The organism is Pseudomonas fluorescens, from assembly GCF_900215245.1.
GTDB classification, from domain to species: domain Bacteria; phylum Pseudomonadota; class Gammaproteobacteria; order Pseudomonadales; family Pseudomonadaceae; genus Aquipseudomonas; species Aquipseudomonas fluorescens.
Window position 1 is genome coordinate 888,792 of sequence record NZ_LT907842.1, and the last position, 21,677, is coordinate 910,468.

At 60.9% G+C, this 21,677-nt stretch carries 18 protein-coding genes and 1 pseudogene; 8 read left to right on the forward strand and 11 right to left on the reverse strand.

Annotated features, from left to right (window positions below):
• Positions 1-4: 4 nt before the first annotated feature.
• Positions 5-1,336 carry a DUF58 domain-containing protein gene (locus CPH89_RS04175; RefSeq protein ID WP_053257781.1) on the forward strand — a complete coding sequence of 444 codons (1,332 nt, stop codon included), beginning with the start codon at positions 5-7 and terminating at the stop codon, positions 1,334-1,336.
• Positions 1,337-1,397: 61 nt separating this feature from the next.
• Here the strand turns inward: CPH89_RS04175 and CPH89_RS04180 are convergent, their stop codons facing one another.
• Positions 1,398-1,757 carry a PilZ domain-containing protein gene (locus CPH89_RS04180; protein WP_053258039.1) on the reverse strand — a complete coding sequence of 120 codons (360 nt, stop codon included), beginning with the start codon at positions 1,755-1,757 and terminating at the stop codon, positions 1,398-1,400.
• Positions 1,758-1,982: 225 nt separating this feature from the next.
• Positions 1,983-2,357 (reverse strand): tetratricopeptide repeat protein, encoded by a 375-nt coding sequence (locus CPH89_RS04185; RefSeq protein WP_053257782.1) that lies wholly within the window; start codon positions 2,355-2,357, stop codon positions 1,983-1,985.
• A 174-nt stretch (positions 2,358-2,531) separates the two neighbouring features.
• On the opposite strand from CPH89_RS04185, the gene pyk reads away from it, so the two are divergent.
• Positions 2,532-3,983 (forward strand): pyruvate kinase, encoded by a 1,452-nt coding sequence (gene pyk, locus CPH89_RS04190; protein ID WP_053257783.1) that lies wholly within the window; start codon positions 2,532-2,534, stop codon positions 3,981-3,983.
• 159 nt (positions 3,984-4,142) lie between these two features.
• Here pyk and CPH89_RS04195 read toward each other — a convergent pair.
• Positions 4,143-4,891, reverse strand: a pseudogene (locus tag CPH89_RS04195) (enoyl-CoA hydratase-related protein).
• A gap of 30 nt (positions 4,892-4,921) precedes the next feature.
• Positions 4,922-5,854 carry an iron-sulfur-binding ferredoxin reductase gene (locus CPH89_RS04200; protein WP_053257784.1) on the reverse strand — a complete coding sequence of 311 codons (933 nt, stop codon included), beginning with the start codon at positions 5,852-5,854 and terminating at the stop codon, positions 4,922-4,924.
• Positions 5,855-6,075: 221 nt separating this feature from the next.
• Here CPH89_RS04200 and CPH89_RS04205 point away from each other — a divergent pair, with 221 nt between their 5' ends.
• The 4 genes from CPH89_RS04205 to CPH89_RS04220 all read left to right on the forward strand — a co-directional run bounded on the left by CPH89_RS04205 (position 6,076) and on the right by CPH89_RS04220 (position 12,539).
• A complete protein-coding gene (locus CPH89_RS04205; RefSeq protein WP_053257785.1) occupies positions 6,076-7,599 on the forward strand; it encodes a fumarate hydratase in 1,524 nt (507 codons plus the stop codon).
• 238 nt (positions 7,600-7,837) lie between these two features.
• Complete coding sequence (locus tag CPH89_RS04210; RefSeq protein WP_053257786.1) at positions 7,838-9,601, forward strand: ATP-binding protein; 1,764 nt, start codon at positions 7,838-7,840, stop codon at positions 9,599-9,601.
• A complete protein-coding gene (locus CPH89_RS04215; RefSeq protein ID WP_053257787.1) occupies positions 9,598-10,923 on the forward strand; it encodes a sigma-54-dependent transcriptional regulator in 1,326 nt (441 codons plus the stop codon). Before CPH89_RS04210 ends, CPH89_RS04215 begins: the two co-directional genes overlap by 4 nt.
• 296 nt (positions 10,924-11,219) lie before the next feature.
• Positions 11,220-12,539 (forward strand): MFS transporter, encoded by a 1,320-nt coding sequence (locus CPH89_RS04220; RefSeq protein WP_053257788.1) that lies wholly within the window; start codon positions 11,220-11,222, stop codon positions 12,537-12,539.
• A 139-nt stretch (positions 12,540-12,678) separates the two neighbouring features.
• Here CPH89_RS04220 and CPH89_RS04225 read toward each other — a convergent pair whose 3' ends face one another.
• On the reverse strand, positions 12,679-13,434 hold the full coding sequence (locus CPH89_RS04225) for a COG4705 family protein (protein ID WP_053257789.1): 756 nt from the start codon (positions 13,432-13,434) through the stop codon (positions 12,679-12,681).
• Positions 13,435-13,626: 192 nt separating this feature from the next.
• Here CPH89_RS04225 and CPH89_RS04230 point away from each other — a divergent pair, with 192 nt between their 5' ends.
• Complete coding sequence (locus CPH89_RS04230; protein ID WP_053257790.1) at positions 13,627-14,259, forward strand: flavin reductase family protein; 633 nt, start codon at positions 13,627-13,629, stop codon at positions 14,257-14,259.
• 126 nt (positions 14,260-14,385) lie between these two features.
• On the opposite strand, the gene CPH89_RS04235 is transcribed toward CPH89_RS04230, so the two are convergent.
• The gene (locus CPH89_RS04235) at positions 14,386-14,634 is read right to left on the reverse strand and encodes a hypothetical protein (RefSeq protein WP_053257791.1); all 249 of its coding nucleotides are present in this window, start codon (positions 14,632-14,634) and stop codon (positions 14,386-14,388) included.
• Positions 14,635-14,677: 43 nt separating this feature from the next.
• The gene (locus CPH89_RS04240; RefSeq protein WP_053257792.1) at positions 14,678-15,019 is read right to left on the reverse strand and encodes an antibiotic biosynthesis monooxygenase family protein; all 342 of its coding nucleotides are present in this window, start codon (positions 15,017-15,019) and stop codon (positions 14,678-14,680) included.
• Positions 15,020-15,347: 328 nt separating this feature from the next.
• Between CPH89_RS04240 and CPH89_RS04245 the strand changes: the two genes are divergently transcribed.
• Positions 15,348-16,277 carry an AraC family transcriptional regulator gene (locus CPH89_RS04245; RefSeq protein ID WP_053257793.1) on the forward strand — a complete coding sequence of 310 codons (930 nt, stop codon included), beginning with the start codon at positions 15,348-15,350 and terminating at the stop codon, positions 16,275-16,277.
• A 125-nt stretch (positions 16,278-16,402) separates the two neighbouring features.
• Here CPH89_RS04245 and CPH89_RS04250 read toward each other — a convergent pair whose 3' ends face one another.
• From CPH89_RS04250 to edd, 4 genes are all read right to left on the reverse strand, one after another.
• The gene (locus CPH89_RS04250) at positions 16,403-17,872 is read right to left on the reverse strand and encodes an ATP-binding protein (protein WP_053257794.1); all 1,470 of its coding nucleotides are present in this window, start codon (positions 17,870-17,872) and stop codon (positions 16,403-16,405) included.
• Positions 17,862-18,596 carry a response regulator gene (locus tag CPH89_RS04255; protein WP_053257795.1) on the reverse strand — a complete coding sequence of 245 codons (735 nt, stop codon included), beginning with the start codon at positions 18,594-18,596 and terminating at the stop codon, positions 17,862-17,864. Before CPH89_RS04255 ends, CPH89_RS04250 begins: the two co-directional genes overlap by 11 nt.
• A gap of 135 nt (positions 18,597-18,731) precedes the next feature.
• Positions 18,732-19,688 carry a glucokinase gene (locus CPH89_RS04260; protein ID WP_053257796.1) on the reverse strand — a complete coding sequence of 319 codons (957 nt, stop codon included), beginning with the start codon at positions 19,686-19,688 and terminating at the stop codon, positions 18,732-18,734.
• Complete coding sequence (gene edd / locus CPH89_RS04265) at positions 19,685-21,511, reverse strand: phosphogluconate dehydratase (protein ID WP_053257797.1); 1,827 nt, start codon at positions 21,509-21,511, stop codon at positions 19,685-19,687. The genes CPH89_RS04260 and edd overlap by 4 nt, the downstream gene beginning before the upstream one ends.
• Positions 21,512-21,677: the final 166 nt, after the last annotated feature.

Genomic DNA, 21,677 nt, shown 5'->3' on the forward strand with positions numbered 1-21,677 from the left:
GTCCATGAAGCCGACTCGTCTGCTGCTGATCTGGCTCGGCGTGCTGTTGGGCTTGAACAGCCTGCTGGGTGCCGCTACGGCCTTGCAGTTCAAGGTGCCCGACACCCTGTATTCGGTGGCTTGGGGCCTGCTGCTCGCGCTGTTTCTACTGGCGCTGCTGGACGCCCTGCGTCTAAGTCGCCTGCCGTGTGCTCGCGTGCGGCGGCAGATGCCAGGCAGCCTGGCCTTGGGCCGCTGGGGCGAGGTGCGTGTGACGCTTGAACACGACTACCCACAGCCGCTGACGGTACAGGTATTCGACCACGCGCCTGACGGCCTGAGCGTGGAGAATATGCCGCAATCCATCGAACTACGCCCCGGTCTAAGCAGCGAGCTCGGCTATCGCCTGCGCCCCTTACGGCGCGGGCACTTCATTTTCAGCCGTTGTGAAATTCACCTGCCCAGCCCCATGGGGCTTTGGTCCGCGCGGCGTCTGGTTGAGGCCCGTGATACGACCCGTGTTTACCCCGACTTCGCCCGTCTGTACGGCGCACAGTTACTGGGAGTGGACAATTGGTTGAGCCAACTGGGCATACGTCAACGCCAGCGACGAGGGTTGGGGCTGGAGTTTCATCAGTTACGCGAGTTTCGCGAAGGCGACAGCCTGCGGCAGATCGACTGGAAAGCCACCGCGCGCCAGCGCACGCCAATCGCCCGCGAATACCAGGACGAACGCGACCAGCAAATTGTGTTCATGCTCGATTGTGGCCGACGCATGCGCAGCCAGGACGCAGAACTCTCTCACTTCGATCACGCCCTTAATGCGTGTTTGCTGCTCAGCTATGTCGCCTTGCGCCAAGGCGACGCGGTGGGGCTATGCACCTTTGCATGTGACCAGCCGCGCTACCTGGCGCCCGTCAAGGGCACCGGCCAACTGAACCTGTTGCTCAATGCCGTATACGACCTCGACACCACCCGCCGCACCGCTGATTACCAGGCCGCCGCCAGCCAGTTACTGGCCCGACAAAAACGCAGGGCGCTGGTCATTGTGGTCACCAACCTACGGGATGAGGACGATGAAGAGCTACTGACGGCGGTTAAACGCATCGGCCGGCAACATCGGGTACTGGTCGCCAGCCTGCGTGAAGACGTGCTCGACCAACTGCGCCAGTCCCCCGTGCAAACCTTGCCCGAAGCGCTGGCCTACAGCGGCGCCATCGACTACCTCAATAAGAGAAACGATCTGCATGAGCGCTTGAGCGCCCACGGCTTGTCGGTATTGGATACGCCGCCATCAGGGCTTGGAGCGGCCTTGGTCACGCGTTATCTGGGCTGGAAAAAAGCGGGCGTATTGTGAGGCATACACACCACCACGGCCTGGTGAACCACACCCGGGCCGGGGCGACTGCGTGCAAGGTCTAGGCGGAAGCCTGCAAAGGATCAAAACTGAAGTAATGCCACAGGGCGTTGATCAAGTGCTCGTACGCCTCAGGCGCTTCGACCACACTGAACCCTGAGTCGTAGTGTTGCGGGTTGACGTCCTCATGGCTCCATAAGCAGGTGGCGGTGAGGTCAATTGCCTGGAAATCACCGTCTGCTGTCGGAATTTTCAAACGCAGCTCGAACGCCACGTCGATCATCATGGGTAATTGGCTGATCAACATCAGCCCGTCTTTGGACACGTTACCCAAGTAACCAATCGGCTTGTCCGTAAGCCGGTTGAACACTTTCAGGAAACATGACAACTGATGCCGCTCAATCCGTCGGTCGGTAAACATGCTGAATTCGCCATCCATTGGCCATGAGTCTGGCCGCGCCAGTGATTCGGAACGGGCGATAAGGCCCGCTCTCCCTGGAGATCGGCGCGACGACAGCCTGTGCTTTGTCGCTCTACCGCTGCCAACCCCAAGCATTCCATTCGTTTGAACACAACCTTGTACAAACGAACACTCAAAGGATAGCTCAAGACTGGCGCCGGGCCAGCTATAGAATGACAAAGATCATCAAAGTGACGCCGGGCGCGGTTGTGCAACGCTCGCGCCAGAGTAATGCCCCAATTGCTTCAGGGTGTCGAGCCGGGCACGAGCACGGTAGGCATATTCGCTGGACGGGTATTGATTGATAATGAACTGGTAGGTTTGCACCGCATCGACAAACAATTTTTGCCGCTCCAGGCATTGCCCGCGCAACATCGAGACTTCCGGTTGCACGTAACGACGGGTACGGCTTTCACGGTCTACCTGGGACAATTCCAGAGTAACGCGCTCGCAATCACCGACCCCATAGGCACGGTAAGCGTTGTTCAAATGATGGTCCATCGACCAGCGGGTACAGCCGACGACACTGACGGCCAGGGCAGCAATGAGCAAAATTCGCATGGGGTTCTCCTGTCTTGTGCAGTGTATCGACCCCGCGTCGAAAATCTTCAAGGATGTTCGTCTATTCAACTGGAGCGAAAACAAGCGAATCATCGATAAGTAGTGCAAACGAACAATGACTACAACCAAAGAGCATAGTAGCCTTCCCCAGCGCTTGAACTCAGGAGTCTGTGCATGTCCGTCCGTCGTACCAAAATCGTCGCCACCCTTGGCCCGGCCAGTAACTCGCCGGAAGTCCTCGAACAGCTGATTCTGGCTGGTTTGGACGTTGCCCGTCTGAACTTCTCCCACGGCACCCCGGACGAGCACAAGGCTCGCGCCAAGCTGGTGCGTGACTTGGCCGCCAAGCATGGCCGCTTCGTGGCATTGCTGGGTGACCTGCAAGGCCCGAAAATTCGTATCGCCAAATTCGCCAACAAGCGAATCGAACTGAAGATCGGTGACAAGTTCACCTTCTCCACCAGCCATTCGCTGACCGAAGGCAACCAGGATGTCGTAGGTATCGACTACCCGGACCTGGTCAAGGATTGCGGCGTCGGTGACGAACTGCTGCTGGACGACGGTCGCGTGGTCATGCGCGTCGACACAGCGACCCCTACCGAGCTGAACTGCACCGTGATCATCGGTGGTCCGCTGTCCGACCACAAAGGCATCAACCGCCGCGGCGGTGGCCTGACGGCGCCGGCCCTGACTGAAAAAGACAAGGCCGACATCAAGCTCGCCGCCGAAATGGAAGTGGACTACCTCGCCGTATCCTTCCCGCGCGACGCCGCCGACATGGAATACGCCCGCAAACTGCGCGACGAAGCCGGTGGTACCGCCTGGCTGGTGGCGAAGATCGAACGCGCCGAAGCCGTGGCCGATGACGAAACCCTCGACGGCCTGATCAAGGCTTCCGACGCGGTCATGGTTGCCCGTGGCGACCTGGGCGTGGAAATCGGTGACGCCGAGCTGATCGGTATTCAGAAGAAGATCATCCTGCACGCACGCCGCCACAATAAAGCGGTGATCGTGGCGACTCAGATGATGGAGTCGATGATCCAGAACCCGATGCCGACCCGCGCCGAAGTGTCCGACGTGGCCAACGCCGTGCTCGACTACACCGACGCCGTGATGCTCTCGGCTGAAAGTGCTGCCGGACCGTACCCGCTGGAAGCCGTCCAGGCCATGGCGCGTATCTGCGTCGGTGCCGAAAAGCACCCGACCAGCAAAACCTCCAGCCACCGTATCGGCAAAGTGTTCGAAAGCTGCGACCAGAGCATCGCGTTGGCAGCCATGTACACCGCCAACCACTTCCCGGGCGTTAAAGCGATCATCGCCTTGACCGAGAGTGGCTATACGCCGTTGATCATGTCGCGCATCCGTTCCTCGATTCCGATCTACGCGTTTTCCCCGCACCGCGAAACCCAGGCCCGCGCGGCCATGTTCCGTGGCGTGTACACCGTTCCGTTTGACCCGGCGTCCCTGCCGCCAAACCAAGTCAGCCAGGCGGCTATCGACGAACTGCTCAAACGCGGCGTCGTGGAAAAAGGCGACTGGGTCATCCTGACCAAGGGCGACAGCTACCACACCATCGGCGGCACCAACGGCATGAAAATCCTGCACGTTGGCGACCCAATGGTCTGAGTAACACGCTGAAAAAAAGCCCCGCCATGTGAATGGCGGGGCTTTTTGCATTTCAAGGCCGGTTGACGGGCTAACTAAGAGCGCCTCATCGCAGGCAAGCCAGTGCCGACATTGGCGTGCGCTCAACTGTGGGAGCCGGGCTTGCCCGCGATGGCGTCCTCAGCGCCTGGCAATAAACCCTGACAACGCCGCAATCGCTTCCGGCGATTTCAAGCGCTGAGTAAACAACGCCCCCTCTTCCTCGATCACCCGCCGCAACTGCTCGCGATCAACACTTTTCATCAGCTGTTTACTGACCTGCACGGCCCCCGGCGCCAGGGTCTCAAAGCGCTCGGCAATCTCCCGCGCCTTGGCCAATGCCGCTTCGCCGCTGCCCAGCGCCTCGGTCGCAATCCCCCATGCCGCCGCCTGCTCCCCGGTAAACCCTTCGCCGAGCAGCAACAACTCCGCGGCTTTCGCATGCCCCAACAGACGCGGCAGGATCAGGCTTGAGCCAAACTCGGGGCACAACCCCAAATTAACGAATGGCATGCGCAAGCGTGCATCGCGACTGATATACACCAGGTCGCAATGCAGCAGCAGGGTCGTGCCGATACCGACTGCCGCGCCCGCTACCGCGGCAATGACCGGTTTACGGCAGTTGAGCAGGCTTTTCATGAAATGAAACGGTGGGCTGTCGAGGTCGCTGGGCGGCTGTTCGAGGAAGTCGGCAATATCGTTGCCGCCGTGAAGCAGTCGCGACTGCCCTGAATCAACACGGCACTCACGCCTGAGTCTGCATCCGCCTGTTCCAGCGCCTCGGCCAGTTGCGTATACATGGCGCGCGTCAGGGCGTTTTTCTTGTCGGGACGATTGAACTGCAAGGTCAGCAGCCCGCGTTCGCGGCGCTGCAGGATGGCATCAGTCATGGCGAGTCTCGCGGCTGGGAAATTCAGCGCTCAACCACGGGGCAGGAACACATCGGCCAGCAGTTGATTGCGCGGCAGTCCGGCCAGGAACAGGCGCTTGGAAAACGCCTCGACACTGACAGGGTGTCCGCAGAGTAAGGCCAGAGTTTGCCGCGAAACAAGCCGCAGTTGCGCCAATACCTGGTCCCACTCAGCCGAGGTCCACAGCTCAACGCTCAGGTTCGAATGCTGCGCAGCCAACTGCGCCAGGGGCTCAGCCAAGTAATGCGCCTCGGCATCATGGGCCAGGTGAATCACGCGAATAGCGCCCTGATGATCCTGGCGTAACGCCTCCCGCAGCACGCCCCACAAAGGGCCCAGGCCCGTGCCGGACGCCAGCAGCCATAGCGGCCGCGATTGCCAGTCGGGGTCGTAGTGCAATGCCCCGCCTCGCAACTCGCCCAGTTGCAACCCGTCTGCGACCTGCAACTGCCGGGCGATATCGCTGAACTGGCCGGGCTCACGGCAATCGAGATGAAACTCCAGGAAGGCATCTTCCTGGGGCAGGCTCGCCAACGAATACGGGCGCGCCACCTGCCCCGCCCACAGCACCAGATGCTGGCCGGCCCGGTAGCGCAGGCCACGCTCAGGTAACAGGCGCAGGCGCAGCACATTCACACTCAGCCAATCCACACCCACCACGCGGGCCGGCAAACCGTCACGCAGCGGGTCAAACGCGTCGACCTGCACGTCTGCGATGACCTGGCACTGGCAAGCCAAGCGCCAGCCATCCTGGCGTTGCGCCGCGCTCAGGGCATCGGGTTGCTTGTCCTCGACCTCGCCCCGGCACCGCACCAGACACGCGTGGCAACTGCCCGCCCGGCAACTGTAAGGCACAGCCACACCTGCCGTATTCAAGGCATCCAGCAGGTTGCTGCCGGTGGCGACCGACCAGTGGCGTTCGCCGACACGCAGTTCAGGCATATAAGGTCTCAATCAGAAAGGGCTGCGTACAGGGAATCACGCCCGACAGAGTTTGACCATAGTCGGGTGTATCGGCCACCGCGCCGGGTTATACTGCCGCGCCTTTTTAGCGTCGCGCCTGCTGCACTCGGCGTGCCTTGGAAAGGTGACTTCAGCCGACCGATGTACCCCACTGAAGCCACCTTTATTGAATGTTCCCGTCTTATAGAGGAGCGCGACTCATGACCGTGATCAAGCAAGACGACCTGATTCAGAGCGTTGCCGACGCCCTGCAATTCATTTCCTACTACCATCCCGTTGACTTCATCCAGGCGATGCACGAAGCCTACCTGCGTGAAGAATCACCGGCAGCCCGTGACTCCATCGCGCAGATCCTGATCAACTCGCGCATGTGCGCCACCGGCCATCGCCCGATCTGCCAGGACACCGGTATCGTCACCGTGTTCGTGCGCGTGGGCATGGACGTACGTTGGGACGGCGCCACCATGGGCCTGGACGACATGATCAACGAAGGCGTGCGTCGCGCCTACAACCTGCCGGAAAACGTCCTGCGTGCATCGATCCTCGCCGACCCGGCTGGCGCGCGTAAAAACACCAAGGACAACACCCCGGCCGTGATCCACTACTCCATCGTCCCGGGTAACACCGTGGAAGTGGACGTGGCCGCCAAAGGCGGTGGTTCCGAGAACAAGTCGAAAATGGCCATGCTCAACCCGTCCGACTCGATCGTCGACTGGGTGCTCAAGACCGTTCCGACCATGGGCGCCGGCTGGTGCCCACCGGGCATGCTGGGCATTGGCATCGGCGGCACCGCCGAGAAAGCTGCGGTGATGGCCAAGGAAGTGTTGATGGAATCCATCGACATCCACGAGCTGAAAAAGCGCGGCCCGCAGAACCGTATCGAAGAGATGCGCCTGGAGCTGTTCGAGAAGGTCAACCAACTGGGCATCGGTGCCCAGGGCCTCGGTGGCCTGACCACCGTGCTCGACGTAAAAATCATGGACTACCCGACCCACGCAGCCTCGCTGCCGGTGTGCATGATCCCCAACTGCGCCGCCACCCGTCACGCGCACTTCGTGCTCGACGGTTCGGGCCCGGCGTCGCTGGAAGCGCCACCGCTGGACGCCTACCCGGAGATCGTCTGGGAAGCCGGCCCGTCGGCCCGTCGCGTCAACCTCGACACCCTGACCCCGGAAGAAGTACAGAGCTGGAAGCCGGGAGAAACCGTGTTGCTCAACGGCAAGATGCTCACTGGCCGCGACGCTGCGCACAAGCGCATGGTCGAGATGCTCAACAAGGGTGAAACCTTGCCGGTGGACCTCAAAGGGCGCTTCATCTACTACGTCGGCCCGGTTGATCCGGTGCGCGAAGAAGTGGTTGGCCCGGCGGGCCCGACCACGGCGACGCGGATGGACAAGTTCACCCGCCAGATCCTCGAGCAAACCGGCCTGCTGGGCATGATCGGCAAATCCGAGCGCGGCCCGACTGCGATTGAAGCGATCAAGGACTACAAAGCCGTGTACCTGATGGCTGTTGGCGGCGCCGCTTATCTGGTGGCACAGGCCATCAAGAAGTCGCGCGTTGTCGCGTTTGCCGAACTGGGCATGGAAGCGATCTACGAGTTCGACGTGAAAGACATGCCGGTCACCGTTGCGGTGGACAGCAAGGGCGAATCCGTGCACATCACCGGTCCTGCCATCTGGCAGAAAAAGATCAGTGAAAGCCTGGCGGTAGAAGTGCAGTAAGCACTTCCCTCGCAAGGAGAAAGGCGACTGCGGCCCCATGGCCCAGTCGCCTTTTTTATTGTGTACGCGGTCATGTGGGAGCGGGCTTGCTCGCGAAAGCGGTGGGTCAGTCAATTTAACTGTCACTGAGACACCGCATTCGCGAGCAAGCCCGCTCCCACACAAGCCGCGCTCGCCACAAAATACAGTCCTACTCATGCTATGGTGCTTGCCCCTTACCGCGCCTGTTCATCACCGTATGATCGTGATCCCACGCCCCCTGCGCCTGACCTTCTACTCACTGTTGATCATCGCCGGTGCCGTGCTGGCCGCCGCCTTGGCCACCCGCCATGCCGAGCGCCAGGCCTTGGTGGATGATGCCGCTCGCGCCAATCAGCAACTGGCGCTGTATGCCAATTCCTTGCACACCCTGATCGAACGCTACCGCGCCCTGCCCGCCGTATTGGCGCTGGATTCGGAAATGATCAGCGCCCTGAAAGCCCCGCTGGACACCGCCACCCAGGACGTGCTCAACCGCAAGCTGGAACGCATCAACGGCGCCGCGCAGTCTTCCACCCTGGAACTGATGGACCGCACCGGCCTGGCCGTGGCAGCCAGTAACTGGAACCTGCCCAGCAGTTATGTCGGGCACAACTACGCGTTTCGCCCGTATTTCAGCCAGACCTTGAGCCAGGGCACCGGGCGTTTTTATGCGGTGGGGGTGACCACCGGCATTCCGGGTTACTTCCTCTCCAGCGCAGTGGTCGATGAACACGAACAGTTCCTTGGCGCGATGGTGGTGAAGCTGGAATTTCCCGAACTCGAACGCGAATGGGCCCAGGGCAATGACCTGCTGCTGGTCAGCGACGCACGCGGCATCGTGTTTATCGCCAATCAGCCGGGCTGGCGTTACCGCAACCTGCGTCCGTTGTCGGCCAGCGACCTCACTGAGCTCAAAGCCACCCGCCAATACGACAAGAAACAACTGCGGCCGCTGGACACCCAAACGCTGCAACGCTTTGACGAAAACAGCCACCTGATGCGCGTCAACGGTCCCGACGGCAGCGCCAACTACATCTGGGAATCCCTGCCGCTGAAGGCCGAAGGCTGGACCTTGCACCTATTGCGCAAGCCACAGTTCGCTTTTGAAGACCAACGCAATGCCGGGCTTGCCGCTGCCGGCTCCTGGCTGGCGCTGGTGTTTCTGGTGCTGTTCCTGACTCAACGCTGGCGCCTGGCCCGCTTGCGCCAACGCAGCCGCGAAGAGCTCGAACAGCTGGTAGAGGAGCGCACTCAGGCGCTGAGCACGGCGCAAGATGGCCTGGTGCAATCCGCCAAGCTGGCGGCACTGGGGCAAATGTCTGCCGCCCTCGCCCATGAAATCAACCAGCCGCTGACCGCCCAGCGCATGCAGTTGGCGACCTTGCGACTGCTGCTCGACCATGGCCGCGTGGACGATGCCTACAAGGCACTCACGCCGCTGGACGACATGCTCACGCGCATGGCCGCACTCACCGGCCACCTCAAGACGTTCGCCCGCAAAAGCCCCAGCGGCCTGCGCGAGAGATTGGACCTGGCGACAGTCGTCGACCAATCCTTGCACCTGCTCGACGCACGGTTGCGCGATGAAGCCATCGGTGTGGTGCTGGACCTGACCCGCCCGGCCTGGGTGCGCGGCGATGCGATCCGCCTGGAACAGGTGCTGATCAATCTGTTGCGCAACGCCCTCGACGCCATGGCAGACAAACCGCGCAAACGCCTGGAAATCCGCCTGCACGCCGACCAGCAACTGTGGCAATTGACCGTCAGCGACAGCGGCGGCGGGATTGCCGAAGCGCACTTGAACAGTGTCTTCGATCCGTTTTTTACCACCAAGCCTGTGGGGGATGGGCTTGGCCTCGGGCTGGCGGTGTCCTACGCCATCGTGCACGAACTCGGTGGGCGCCTGCTCGCCGGCAACCGTGGCGACGGCGCGGTGTTTACCCTGACCTTGCCGATTGTGCTGGAGACGCCTGACCTATGATAAATGCGGTGATTGTGGTCGATGACGAAGCCAGCATTCGCACGGCCGTCGAGCAGTGGCTGAGCCTGTCGGGGTTTGCCGTGCAGTTGTTCAGTCGCGCTGAAGAATGCCTGGCGCAATTGCCCAAGGACTTCCCCGGGGTGATCCTGAGCGACGTGCGCATGCCCGGGCTCAGCGGCCTGGAACTGTTGGCCGAAGTGCAGCGCCGCGATGCCGACTTGCCGGTGATCTTGCTCACCGGCCATGGCGATGTGCCGATGGCCGTGGAAGCCATGCGCGACGGTGCCTACGACTTTCTGGAAAAACCCTTCAGCCCGGATGCCTTGCTCAACAGCCTGCGCCGCGCGCTGGACAAACGCGGGCTGATCCTGGAAAACCGTCGCCTGCATCAACAGGCCGACCATCGGGCGCAGCTGGAATCCAGCCTGCTGGGCGTGTCGCGGAGTTTGCAGAACCTGCGGCGCCAGGTGCTCGACCTGGCCAGCTTGCCCGTCAACGTATTGATTCGTGGCGAGACTGGCAGCGGTAAGGAATTGGTCGCCCGCTGCCTGCATGATTGCGGCCCGCGCGCGAAAAAGCCGTTTGTAGCGCTCAACTGCGCGGCGATCCCCGAGCAGCTATTTGAGGCCGAGCTGTTCGGCCACGAAAGCGGCGCGTTCACCGGCGCCCAGGGCAAGCGCATCGGCAAGCTGGAATACGCCCACGGTGGCACGCTGTTCCTCGATGAAATCGAAAGCATGCCGCTGGCTCAGCAGGTGAAACTGCTGCGCGTATTGCAGGAACAGAAACTCGAGCGGCTGGGCTCCAATCAAAGTATCCACGTGGACTTGCGCATCATCGCCGCCACCAAGCCCGACCTGCTCGAAGAGGCCCGCGCCGGGCGTTTTCGCGAAGATTTGGCCTACCGCCTGAACGTAGCGCAACTGCGCCTGCCGCCGTTGCGCGAGCGCCGTGAAGATATTCCGCTACTGTTCGACCACTTTGCACACAGCGCCGCCGAGCGCCTGGGCCGCAGCGCACACCCCTTGAGCGGCGCGCAACTGGGGCGCCTGCTCAGCCATGACTGGCCGGGCAATGTGCGTGAGTTGGCCAACGTCGCCGAACGCCAGGTGCTGGGCCTTGGCGAACCGGAACCGGAAGGTATCGAGGCCGGGCAATCCCTGGCGGCGCAGCAGGAAGCCTTCGAAGCGCATTGCCTGAAAGCGGCGCTGGTACGCCACAAGGGTGATATCAAGGCGGTGCTGGCCGAGTTGCAACTGCCGCGTCGAACCCTCAATGAAAAGATGCAGCGGCATGGGTTGGTGCGGGATACGTTTCTGTAGGCTGAATTTTTTATTGCCTGGCAGGACGCCTTCGCGAGCAAGCCCGCTCCCACATTCGACCGCATCCCTCCAGTTGGAATGGGATCGAATGTGGGAGCGGGTTTGCTCGCGAAGGAGCCAGTAGCCATAAGCGGATTTCCGCTCATCACCCTCAAACCATAAGCGACTTTCCGCTCAGAAAATTCTTCAAACCCTTCTAAACCGGGCCTTCATCTATTTGGCACAGCTCCTGCTATAGCCCGAACCAGGCTGCGCTCGCGCTGCTCCACAAAAACAATTAGATGAAGGATCCTTCAATGGATAACTCCAACGCCCTGCCTCTGGGGTCGGCGGCTGCGCCGGCAAAAGAACGCAGTACTTCCAGCCGCATCAAATCGATTTTCAGTGGTTCGGTCGGCAACATGGTCGAGTGGTATGACTGGTACGTCTACGCCGCCTTCTCCTTGTACTTCGCTAAAGCCTTTTTCCCCAAAGGCGACACCACCGCCCAACTGCTCAACACCGCCGCGATCTTCGCCGTGGGCTTCCTGATGCGCCCGATCGGTGGCTGGCTGATGGGCCTGTATGCTGACCGCGCCGGACGTAAAGCCGCCTTGATGGCCTCGGTACTGTTGATGTGCTTCGGCTCGCTGATCATCGCGTTGAGCCCGGGCTATGAAACCATCGGCGTCGGCGCACCGATCCTGCTGGTGTTCGCACGCCTGCTGCAAGGTTTGTCGGTGGGTGGCGAATACGGCACCTCGGCCACTTACCTGAGTGAAATGGCGACCAAGGAACGACGCGGTTTCTTCTCCAGCTTCCAGTACGTGACGCTGATCTCCGGCCAGCTCATCGCTTTGGCGGTACTGATCGTGTTGCAACAAGTCCTGACGACCGAACAGTTGTATGACTGGGGCTGGCGTATCCCGTTCGCCATCGGCGCCCTGTGCGCAGTGGTCGCGCTGTACCTGCGTCGCGGCATGGAAGAAACCGAGTCGTTCAGCAAGAAGGAAAAAGCCAAGGAAAGCGCCATGCGCACCTTGATGCGCCACCCGAAAGAACTGATGACCGTGGTCGGCCTGACCATGGGCGGCACCCTGGCGTTCTACACCTACACCACCTACATGCAGAAATACCTGGTGAACACGGTCGGCATGAGCATTTCCGACTCCACCACCATTTCGGCGGCAACGCTGTTTCTGTTCATGTGCCTGCAACCGCTCGTCGGTGGGTTATCGGACAAGGTCGGCCGCCGGCCGATCCTGATCGCCTTCGGTATCCTCGGCACTCTGTTTACCGTACCGATCCTCACCACGCTGCACACCATCCAGACCTGGTGGGGCGCGTTTTTCCTGATCATGGCGGCGCTGATCATCGTCAGCGGCTACACCTCGATCAATGCGGTGGTGAAAGCCGAACTGTTCCCTACGGAAATCCGCGCCCTGGGCGTGGGCCTGCCATATGCACTGACCGTTTCGATTTTCGGCGGCACCGCTGAATACATCGCGCTGTGGTTCAAGAGCATCGGCATGGAGACCGGTTACTACTGGTATGTAACCGCGTGCATCGCGGTGTCGCTGGTGGTCTACGTGACCATGAAAGACACCCGCAAGCATTCGCGGATTACCACGGACTAAAGGCTGGGCGCAGTAAAAAATGTGGGCGCGGGCTTGCTCGCGAACGCGGTGGACCAGTCAGTATTTCCGTTGACTGAAACCCTGCATTCGCGAGCAAGCCCGCGCCCACATTTCGTTGCGTAGCGTTTCTTAAACAGTGTCAGGTCAACTCTACGGACTGCTGACGACCATACCGACGCTGCGCATACGACGCTCCGGCAATCATCACCACCAGTACCGCCGCCAACACCGCCGATGAACCGATGGTGCCGAAATCCAGCCCACCCTTTTCATGAGGTTTGGTGAGGAAGTCACCCAAGGTCGCACCAAACGGTCGGGTCAATACAAACGCCACCCAGAACAACAGCACCGACGAGATTTTGGTGAAGTATTTGAGTGCCACTACCACCGCAATAGCCGAGCCGATCAGCAAAGCGCCGCCAGCGAAACCCAACCCGGAATCATCCGCAAGGAAATCACCCAACGCGGTGCCCAAGGTGTTCGAGAACAGAATCGCCATCCAGTAAAACAGTTCGCCCCGAAAGGTCTGAACCTTGTTCACGTTCAGCGAATCACCGCTGACATGCCACAAGGCAAAGATGATCAACAGGATCGCGATCAGGATCATCGAGCCCGTCGCATAGCCAAGGCCCAGGGTACGGTCCATGAAATCCGACATGGTCGTGCCCGCCGTACTGGTGGACAGAATCACGATCCAGTACAGCACCGGGTTGTAGGTTTTCGACCAGAGTTGTGTGACCAGGGTGACGAGAAACACACTGATCAGGATCATCGAGCTGATGGCGTACCCGACATTCAGGGTCATCGACAGCAAATCCCCGGCGGTTTCGCCCAGGGTCGTTGCGCAGATTTTCATGACCCAGAACGCCAGGGTGATCTGAGGAAGTTTGTTCATGGTGCAGAAGGCTCCGAAGCTCAGTCTTTCAATGGGCCGACTTAGAGGGGTGTCGACCTGGCGCGCAGACTGAACGTGGCGCTGTGAAAAATAGGTGGGCACTAAATGAAAATTCCATCCAGCCGATGGAAATCCGCCGCCATGAATTGCAGTATGGCGCCTTCACCGAACCCAACAGCAGGAACCCCGGCCATGTCTGACGCTATCCACTTTTACGAACCCGCCAATGGCCACGGCCTGCCACACGACCCGTTCAATGCCATCGTCGGCCCACGGCCCATCGGCTGGATTTCCTCCCACGACAGCGAAGGCCGTCTGAACCTGGCGCCCTACAGTTTCTTCAATGCGTTCAACTACATCCCGCCGATCATTGGGTTTTCCAGCGTGGGCCGCAAAGACAGCCTGAATAACATCGAACAGACCGGCGAGTTTGTGTGGAACCTGGCCACCCGCCCGCTGGCCGAGCAGATGAACCAGAGTTGCGCAGCGGTATCGCCGGAAGTGAATGAGTTCGAACTGTCCGGCCTGACGCCGGTGGCCTCGAAAATCGTCGGCGTGCCGCGTGTGGGCGAGAGCCCGGTGTCGTTCGAATGCAAGGTGACGCAGATTATTCAGCTGCAGCGCGCCGACAAGCAGTTGGTGCTCAGCTGGCTGGTACTCGGCGAAGTGGTTGCCGTGCACATCGCCAAGTGGCTGCTCAAGGATGGGATTTACGACACCGCCGCCGCCGAGCCGATATTGCGTGGCGGTGGCCCGGCGGATTACTTCCAGTTGGGGCCGGAGGCCCTGTTCAAGATGTATCGCCCAGGCGCCACTGCGCGCTGATTGGAATGCAATAAAAATGCGGGAGCGGGCATGCTCGCGAAAGCGGTGCGCCAGTCAATATTGCCAGTGACTGACGCTGTGCATTCGCGAGCAAACCCGCTCCCACATTTGGATCGGCGGTGTTGTTTAGTTGGCGGCTGTTTCCCAGCTCAGTTGACCTTCTTCGTCCACATCGACCAGCCGCACCAATTGCGCGGCAGCCGCATCGTCGGCGTCGGAGGCGGTTTTGAACGTCTGTCCATCAAGGATCTTGTGAAAACGCGGGGCGCCCATGCCATCCAGCGCCTTGACGGCAATGGCAGCGCTGTAGCCACCCTCTTCTTCACGCACCAAGGCGGAAACGGCTTCGTGATGGGCAAACTCTTTACGTGCCATGTTGCAAATCCTGGCCAATGGGAAAGTCGGCCATTCTAAAGCACTAACCGGCCAGTTGCAGGTACTCGCCGTAGGCATGCGCAGCGGACGCCTCGGTAAAGGTCTGGAAGTCCATGCTGCGGACCACCCCGTCGTTCAACAGCTCGGTAAAGATCATCAGGGCCGGCGAACTGAAGTAGGCGCTCATCGCCTGCTCGCTGCTCCAGAAGCCCGAGACCAACCATACATCGGGATCGACCTGGGAATGCTGCAATGAAAACTGCAGGCAACCCTGAGCCTGACGGCCCGGTTCAATCAAACTGCTCAAGCGTGCACCGAGTTCGGTGCTGCACCCGGTGCGGGCGCGGATAAAGGCCATATGGCTCGCGGGAATGGGGGTGGACATGTTCGACTCTCCCGTTGAGAAGTGATGCTCGGCAACCACTGTGGGGGCGTGTTGCCACAGGATCAAAGATAGCGGCGCAGGCGTGGGCGTGGTTAGTCAATTCCTGCAGGCTTATTGCACAATCCTGCGAGAAGCGTAGATAAGACGTTTGGCGCCCGGGATTTATTCCATGCACAGGCTCAGTGTTTCAGGCAGATGACAGGCGTCGTGCTTGCCTGATTCACGACTTATCGCAGGATCAGGCAAGGATTGTGCAGAATCGACGTAACACCTTTTGAAAAGCCACCGCTAAGCTGAGCCCATCAAAGAAGCTTGTAGAGGACACCCCATGTCGTCGCCGCAACATACGTCCATTCCCCTCGATGCCGAGACGGAAAAACAGCGCGTCGAACTCGCCAGCATCGTGCACCGGCATACCTGGGAAGATGGCTCCTACGGCACAGCGGTCACCTCGTTGTTCCTGAACCGCCACAACACGCCGCGCGACTTCATGCCGGTGCTGGTCGAACCGGCGCTGTGCATTCTTGCCAGTGGCAGCAAGGAAGTGCGCCTGGCCGACGAGGTCTTTGCCTACGACCCGCTCAACTATTTGGTGTTTTCGGTTGCCATGCCGGTGGCCGGTCGGGTCATCGACGCGACGCCGCAAGACCCCAACCTGTCGGTGCGGATCAATATCGACCCGGCGCAACTCACGGCGCTGATTGCCGAGGCCGGGCCGATGGGCGTGCCGTCGCGGCCGACGTCTCGCGGCATGTACGTCGACCGTATTGATGCCCAGTTGCTGGATGCCGTGCTGCGCCTGGCGCGCTTGCTGGACACCCCCAAAGACATTGCGATGCTCGCACCGTTGATCAACCGCGAAATCCTCTACCGGTTGCTGCGTGGCCCGCAAGGCTACCGACTGTATGAAATTGCCGTGGCCAACAGTCAGAGCCATCGCGTAAGCCAGGCGATCACCTGGCTGAACGGCAACTATGAACAGCCGCTGCGTATTGATGAGCTGGCCAAGGAAGTGAACCTCAGCGTCTCGACCTTGCACCACCGCTTCAAGGCGATCACCGCCATGAGCCCGTTGCAATACCAGAAGCAGCTGCGTTTGCAGGAGGCGCGGCGGTTGATGATCGCCGAAGGGCTGGAGGCCTCGGCGGCGGGGTATCGGGTGGGGTATGAAAGCCCGTCGCAGTTCAGCCGCGAGTACAGCCGGTTGTTTGGGGCGCCGCCACTGAGAGATTTGGCCCGGTTGCGCCAGAGCATCTGACCCAGAGGCGTTCAAAATGTGGGAGCGGGCTTGCTCGCGAAAGCGGCGGACCAGTCAAAATTTTCGGTGACTGACACTCTGCATTCGCGAGCAAGCCCGCTCCCACATTTGATCCTCTGTGTGCTTTAGTCCAGGGTTCGCGGCAGCTGTAAGGTGACTCGCAAACCACCCTCGCGCAGGTTCTGCAAACTCACTTCGCCGCCATGGCTGTGGGCGATGTTGCGCGCGATACCCAGGCCCAAACCGTAGCCCTGCTGCTGGCCGGCCAAGCGAAAATGCGGTTCGAAGACTTGCTCCAGCCGCTGCTCCGGCACGCCTGGCCCTTCGTCATCAACGTGCAGAATGAATTCCGCGCCATCGTCCTCGATATGCAAGTGGGCGTTCTGCCCGTACTTCAACGCGTTGTCGATCAGGTTGCCGATGCAGCGTTTAAGCGCCAGCGGCTTGCCCGGATACGGCGCCAGGGCGCGGCCATGCTGGGTGATGCGGCCGTTGCCATTGGGCGCCAGGTACGGCTCGACCAGGCAATCGAGCACGTGATTGAGGTCGACCGGCTCGATGTTTTCATGGATATCAGTGTCTTTCACGCATTGCAGCGCGCCCTTGACCAACAACTCCAGCTCATCCAGGTCACGGCCGAATTTGTTTTGCAGGTTCTCGTCTTCGAGCAGTTCCACACGCAGGCGCAGGCGCGTAATCGGCGTGCGTAAATCGTGGGATATCGCACTGAATAATTGGCTGCGCTCGGTCAGGTAGCGGCTGATGCGTTCACGCATGGCATTGAACGCACGGCCCACTTCCACCACTTCGCTGCCGCCGCCTTCAGCCACCGGCTCCACATCCGCGCCCAGGGACATGTCCCGTGCCGCCCGCGCCAGGCGCTTGAGCGGCCGACTCTGCCAGTGCACCAGCAGGCCGATAAACAACAACAGAAAGCCGCTGGTCAATACGATGAACCACACCTGCTGCGAGGGCAGGCCTTGCTCTTCAAGGCTGGTGTAGGGCTCGGGCAACAGCGAGGCAATATACAACCACTCGCCCGGTGCGAGCTGGATCTGCGTGACCAACACGGGAGGGTTGACCGGTTCAAGCGTCAGCGCGTAATGCGCCCAGGAGCGCGGCAGTTCATCGAGCTTCAAACCGGCATTGAAAATACGCAGGTCCTCGGCGCTGACGAACTCCACCGAAATATGCACGTCGCTGCCCAGGGTCTGGCGCAGCACTTCATCCACCGCTTGCAATACCGCCTGCTTGCGCGGGGTCTGCGGCAATATCTGCATATCCAGCGGGCGGTCGTTGAGCGTCACCACAAAGCGGGTGCCACCCATGCTGCGCAGTTGATCAAGCACTAACGGGCGGTAGGCCACCGGCAACGAGCGGAAATAACTCACGCTGGCCGTCATCGAATGCGCCAGGCTGCGGGCGCTGGTGACCAGCCCTTCGAGCTGGGTGGCGCGCAATTGCGAGACCCAGATCACACTGGACAGCGCCTGGGCGAACAGCACCGCCAGCAAGGTCAGCAGCAACATCCGCCCCAACAGTGAGCGCGGTACCGGGAAGCGCCGGCGGCGCTCGGTCAACGGCTCAGTGGGCATTGCCGGCAACCACGCTGGCTGCCAGCTGATAACCGCTGCCGCGCACGGTGCGGATCAGCCTTGGAGGTTTTTCGGTGTCGCGCAGGCGTTGGCGCAGGCGGCTGACGGCCATGTCAACGATGCGGTCGAGCGGCATCAGATCGCGGCCGCGAGTGGCATTGCCGATGGTGTCGCGGTCGAGAATTTGTTGAGGGTGGTCGAGAAACAATTTAAGCAGGGCAAAATCGGCGCCCGAGAGAATCACCTCTTCACCGTCAACGTGAAACAGGCGATGGCTGATCATGTCCAGGCGCCATTCGTCGAACACCCACACATCGCCGCCGATGCTGCGTTCCTGGCCAAACTGGGCACGCCGCAGCAGGGCTTTGATCCGCGCTTGCAGCTCGCGAGGGCTGAAGGGTTTGCCGATGTAGTCGTCGGCGCCCAGCTCCAGGCCGATCACGCGGTCGGCTTCGTCGGAACTGGCGGTGAGCATGATGATCGGCACCTGCGCCTGGCGCGGGTGCTGGCGAATCCAGCGGCAGAGGCTGAAACCGTCTTCGTCCGGCAACATCACATCGAGGATGACCAGGTCGCACGGCGCCTCGTTCATGGCCTGGCGGAACCCCGCGCCATCCGGCACGCCACGTACCTGGAAGCCAGCGCGACTGAGGTAGGTTTGCAGCAATTCGCGGATTTCCTGGTCGTCGTCGACGAGGAGAATCGATTTACTGATTACGCTCACGGGGGCCTCCTTGTTGTTATGGCCAAGCTTAAGTCATTTGTTGCCCTTCGACCTATCGCGAGCAAGCCCGCTCCCACATTTGGAATGCATTTCAAAATGTGGGAGCGGGCTTGCTCGCGAAGAGGCCATCAGTACCTATGCAAAAGCCTGCTCCAGCGCCACGCCCGCCCCGGTCAACCCGGAATACGGCGCTGTCACCAGCCACACAGGAATACCGTCGAAGTAATCACTCATGCAGCCTTTATCGCGGAAACTCTTGGCAAAGCCGCTGTTGATAAAGAAGTCGGCAAACCGCGGAATCACCCCGCCCACGATGTACACGCCACCGCGCCCACCGGTGGTCAACACGTTGTTACCCGCGACCCGGCCGAGCCAGATACTGAACTGGTTCAACACCTCCATGGCCACCGGTTCGCCAGCCAGGCCGGCCGCGGTAATCGCTTCCGGGGTGTCCAGCACCGGCGTGTGCCCATCGACCGCGCAAATGGCGCGGTACACACGCGGCAGGCCACCACCGCTCAAGGCGGTTTCGGCGCTGACATGGCCGATCTCATTGTAGATGTGCTGCCACAGCTGGGTTTCACGCGGGCTGCTCAGCGGCAGGTCAACATGACCGCCCTCCCCCGGCAGCGCTGCCCAGCGACCTTCACCAAAATCCAGCAAGGTGCCAACGCCCAGGCCAGTGCCCGGGCCGATCACCACAGCAGGGCGCAACGGCTCCGGCGTGCCTTCGCAGACCACGCGGAATTCGTCGGGCTTGAGGCGAGTCATGCCCAGGGCCATTGCCGTGAAGTCATTGACCAGCAGCAGCTCGTCCACCTGCAAGGTTTTGCAAAATGCAGTTTTGCTCAGGCGCCAGTGATTGTTGGTGAATTTAAATTCATCGCCACTCACCGGCCCGGCGACCGACAGGCACACCGCGCCGATGTCCCCGCTTTCCAGGCCCTCTTCCTTGAGGTAGACCTTGATGGCCTCCTCAGGGCTCTGGTGATCCGCAGTGGCATGCACACGGATCGAATGCAGTTCCTGATCCCGCCACAACGCAAAACGGGCGTTGGTACCCCCGATATCACCGACCAGCGCTAGCTTCACTTAAGCGTCTCCAAGGCAGAGGTAAAGGCGCTGGCGCCTTGCTCTGCGGAGCTTGCGGCCATGCGCATAAATGCAAACAGTTCGCGACCGGCCCCCACGTTATTGCCCAACAGGCCCGTGGCAGGCGTGCGCGCTGCAAATTCTTCGGCGTCCACCTTAAGCTCCAGGGTGCCCTTCACGCCATCGACGCGAATGATATCGCCATCTTGCACGCGTGCCAGCGGCCCGCCGCTCTGGGCTTCGGGGTTGACATGAATCGCGGCGGGGATCTTACCCGACGCGCCGGACATACGCCCGTCTGTTACCAACGCCACTTTGAAGCCACGGTCCTGCAAGACGCCGAGGAACGGCGTCATTTTGTGCAGTTCCGGCATGCCGTTGGAGCGCGGGCCCTGGAAGCGCATCACCGCGACAAAGTCTTTTTCCAGTTGGCCGGCCTTGAACGCGTCGGCCAGATCCTGCTGATCCTGGAACACCACCGCCGGGGCTTCGACGATCTGGTGCTCCGGTGCCACGGCGGAGACTTTCATCACACCGCGCCCGAGGTTGCCTTCCATCACGCGCAGGCCGCCTTCCGGCGAAAACGCACGGGCCACGGGGCGCAGGATGGTTTCGTCGAGACTTTCGATCGGGCCGTCGCGCCAGATCAGCTCGCCATCGACCAGGAACGGTTCCTGGGTGTAACGGCTCAGGCCCTTGCCGGCCACGGTGTTGACATCTTCGTGCAGCAAACCGGCTTCGAGCAGTTCGCGGATCAGGAACGACATGCCGCCCGCTGCCTGGAAGTGGTTGATGTCGGCTTTGCCGTTTGGATACACGTGGGACAGGGTCGGTACCACCTCGGAGAGGTCGGCCATGTCCTGCCAGGTGAGGATGATGCCTGCCGACATGGCGATCGCCGGCATGTGCAGGGTGTGGTTGGTGGAACCGCCGGTGGCATTGAGCGCCACGATGGAGTTGACGATGGATTTCTCGTCGACGATCTCGCCGATCGGCGTGAAGCTGCCGTTGGCCTTGGTCAGGCGGGTGACCTGGTGCGCGGCTTCGCGGGTCAGCGCATCACGCAGCGGCGTGTACGGGTTGACGAACGAGGCGCCCGGCAAGTGCAGGCCCATGACTTCCATCAGCAATTGGTTGGTGTTGGCGGTGCCGTAGAAGGTGCAGGTGCCGGGGCTGTGGTAGGACTTCATCTCCGATTCCAGCAGTTCTTCGCGGCTGGCCTTGCCTTCGGCATAGCGCTGGCGCACATCGGCCTTCTGCTTGTTGGAAATGCCCGACGGCATCGGGCCGCCCGGTACGAAGATCATCGGCAGGTGACCGTAGCGCAACGCGCCCATCATCAGGCCCGGCACGATCTTGTCGCAGATGCCCAGCATCAGCGCCGCGTCGAACATGTTGTGGGACAACGCTACCGCCGTGGACATCGCGATGACTTCACGGCTCAGCAGGCTCAGCTCCATGCCGGGCTCACCTTGGGTCACGCCATCGCACATGGCGGGCGTGCCTCCGGCGAACTGGCCGACCGAACCGACTTCGCGCAGGGCTTTTTTGATGTGTTCAGGGAAGTGTTCGTACGGCTGATGCGCCGAGAGCATGTCGTTATATGAAGAAACAATTGCCACGTTGGCGGCATTCATCATGCGCAGACTATTTTTATCTTCAGTGCCGCAGCCGGCGACGCCGTGGGCAAAGTTGGCGCATTGCAGCTTACCGCGCATCGGGCCGTCGCTGGCGGCGCCGCGAATGAGCGCAAGGTAAGCCTCGCGGGTTGCACGACTGCGGGCGATAAGCCGTTCGGTGACCTCAATAACGCGGGGATGCATGTGTAGAACTCCAGGCTAACGGATGTGGCGACCTGCGTTCCTATGCTGATCAAACGCCCGCAGCGCATGGGATGGCCGGGTGTCGTTTGAATCATCGGACCAGTTGATTCAGGTCACTCGTTGTAGATTGAACAAAATATTGCCACTAAAAAGGCTTGTTTTCTAT

Bases quoted from the DNA above. Each gene is read 5' to 3' on its own strand.
- CPH89_RS04200 (WP_053257784.1), bottom strand. From the start codon at position 5,854: ATGCCTGAACTGCGTGTCGGCGAACGCCACTGGTCGGTCGCCACCGGC.
- CPH89_RS04185 (WP_053257782.1), bottom strand. From the start codon at position 2,357: ATGCGAATTTTGCTCATTGCTGCCCTGGCCGTCAGTGTCGTCGGCTGT.
- CPH89_RS04215 (WP_053257787.1), top strand. From the start codon at position 9,598: ATGATAAATGCGGTGATTGTGGTCGATGACGAAGCCAGCATTCGCACG.
- CPH89_RS04180 (WP_053258039.1), bottom strand. From the start codon at position 1,757: ATGTTTACCGACCGACGGATTGAGCGGCATCAGTTGTCATGTTTCCTG.
- CPH89_RS04210 (WP_053257786.1), top strand. From the start codon at position 7,838: ATGATCGTGATCCCACGCCCCCTGCGCCTGACCTTCTACTCACTGTTG.
- pyk (WP_053257783.1), top strand. From the start codon at position 2,532: ATGTCCGTCCGTCGTACCAAAATCGTCGCCACCCTTGGCCCGGCCAGT.
- CPH89_RS04240 (WP_053257792.1), bottom strand. From the start codon at position 15,019: ATGTCCACCCCCATTCCCGCGAGCCATATGGCCTTTATCCGCGCCCGC.
- CPH89_RS04220 (WP_053257788.1), top strand. From the start codon at position 11,220: ATGGATAACTCCAACGCCCTGCCTCTGGGGTCGGCGGCTGCGCCGGCA.
- CPH89_RS04175 (WP_053257781.1), top strand. From the start codon at position 5: ATGAAGCCGACTCGTCTGCTGCTGATCTGGCTCGGCGTGCTGTTGGGC.
- CPH89_RS04250 (WP_053257794.1), bottom strand. From the start codon at position 17,872: ATGCCCACTGAGCCGTTGACCGAGCGCCGCCGGCGCTTCCCGGTACCG.
- CPH89_RS04225 (WP_053257789.1), bottom strand. From the start codon at position 13,434: ATGAACAAACTTCCTCAGATCACCCTGGCGTTCTGGGTCATGAAAATC.
- CPH89_RS04205 (WP_053257785.1), top strand. From the start codon at position 6,076: ATGACCGTGATCAAGCAAGACGACCTGATTCAGAGCGTTGCCGACGCC.
- CPH89_RS04235 (WP_053257791.1), bottom strand. From the start codon at position 14,634: ATGGCACGTAAAGAGTTTGCCCATCACGAAGCCGTTTCCGCCTTGGTG.
- CPH89_RS04230 (WP_053257790.1), top strand. From the start codon at position 13,627: ATGTCTGACGCTATCCACTTTTACGAACCCGCCAATGGCCACGGCCTG.
- CPH89_RS04245 (WP_053257793.1), top strand. From the start codon at position 15,348: ATGTCGTCGCCGCAACATACGTCCATTCCCCTCGATGCCGAGACGGAA.
- edd (WP_053257797.1), bottom strand. From the start codon at position 21,511: ATGCATCCCCGCGTTATTGAGGTCACCGAACGGCTTATCGCCCGCAGT.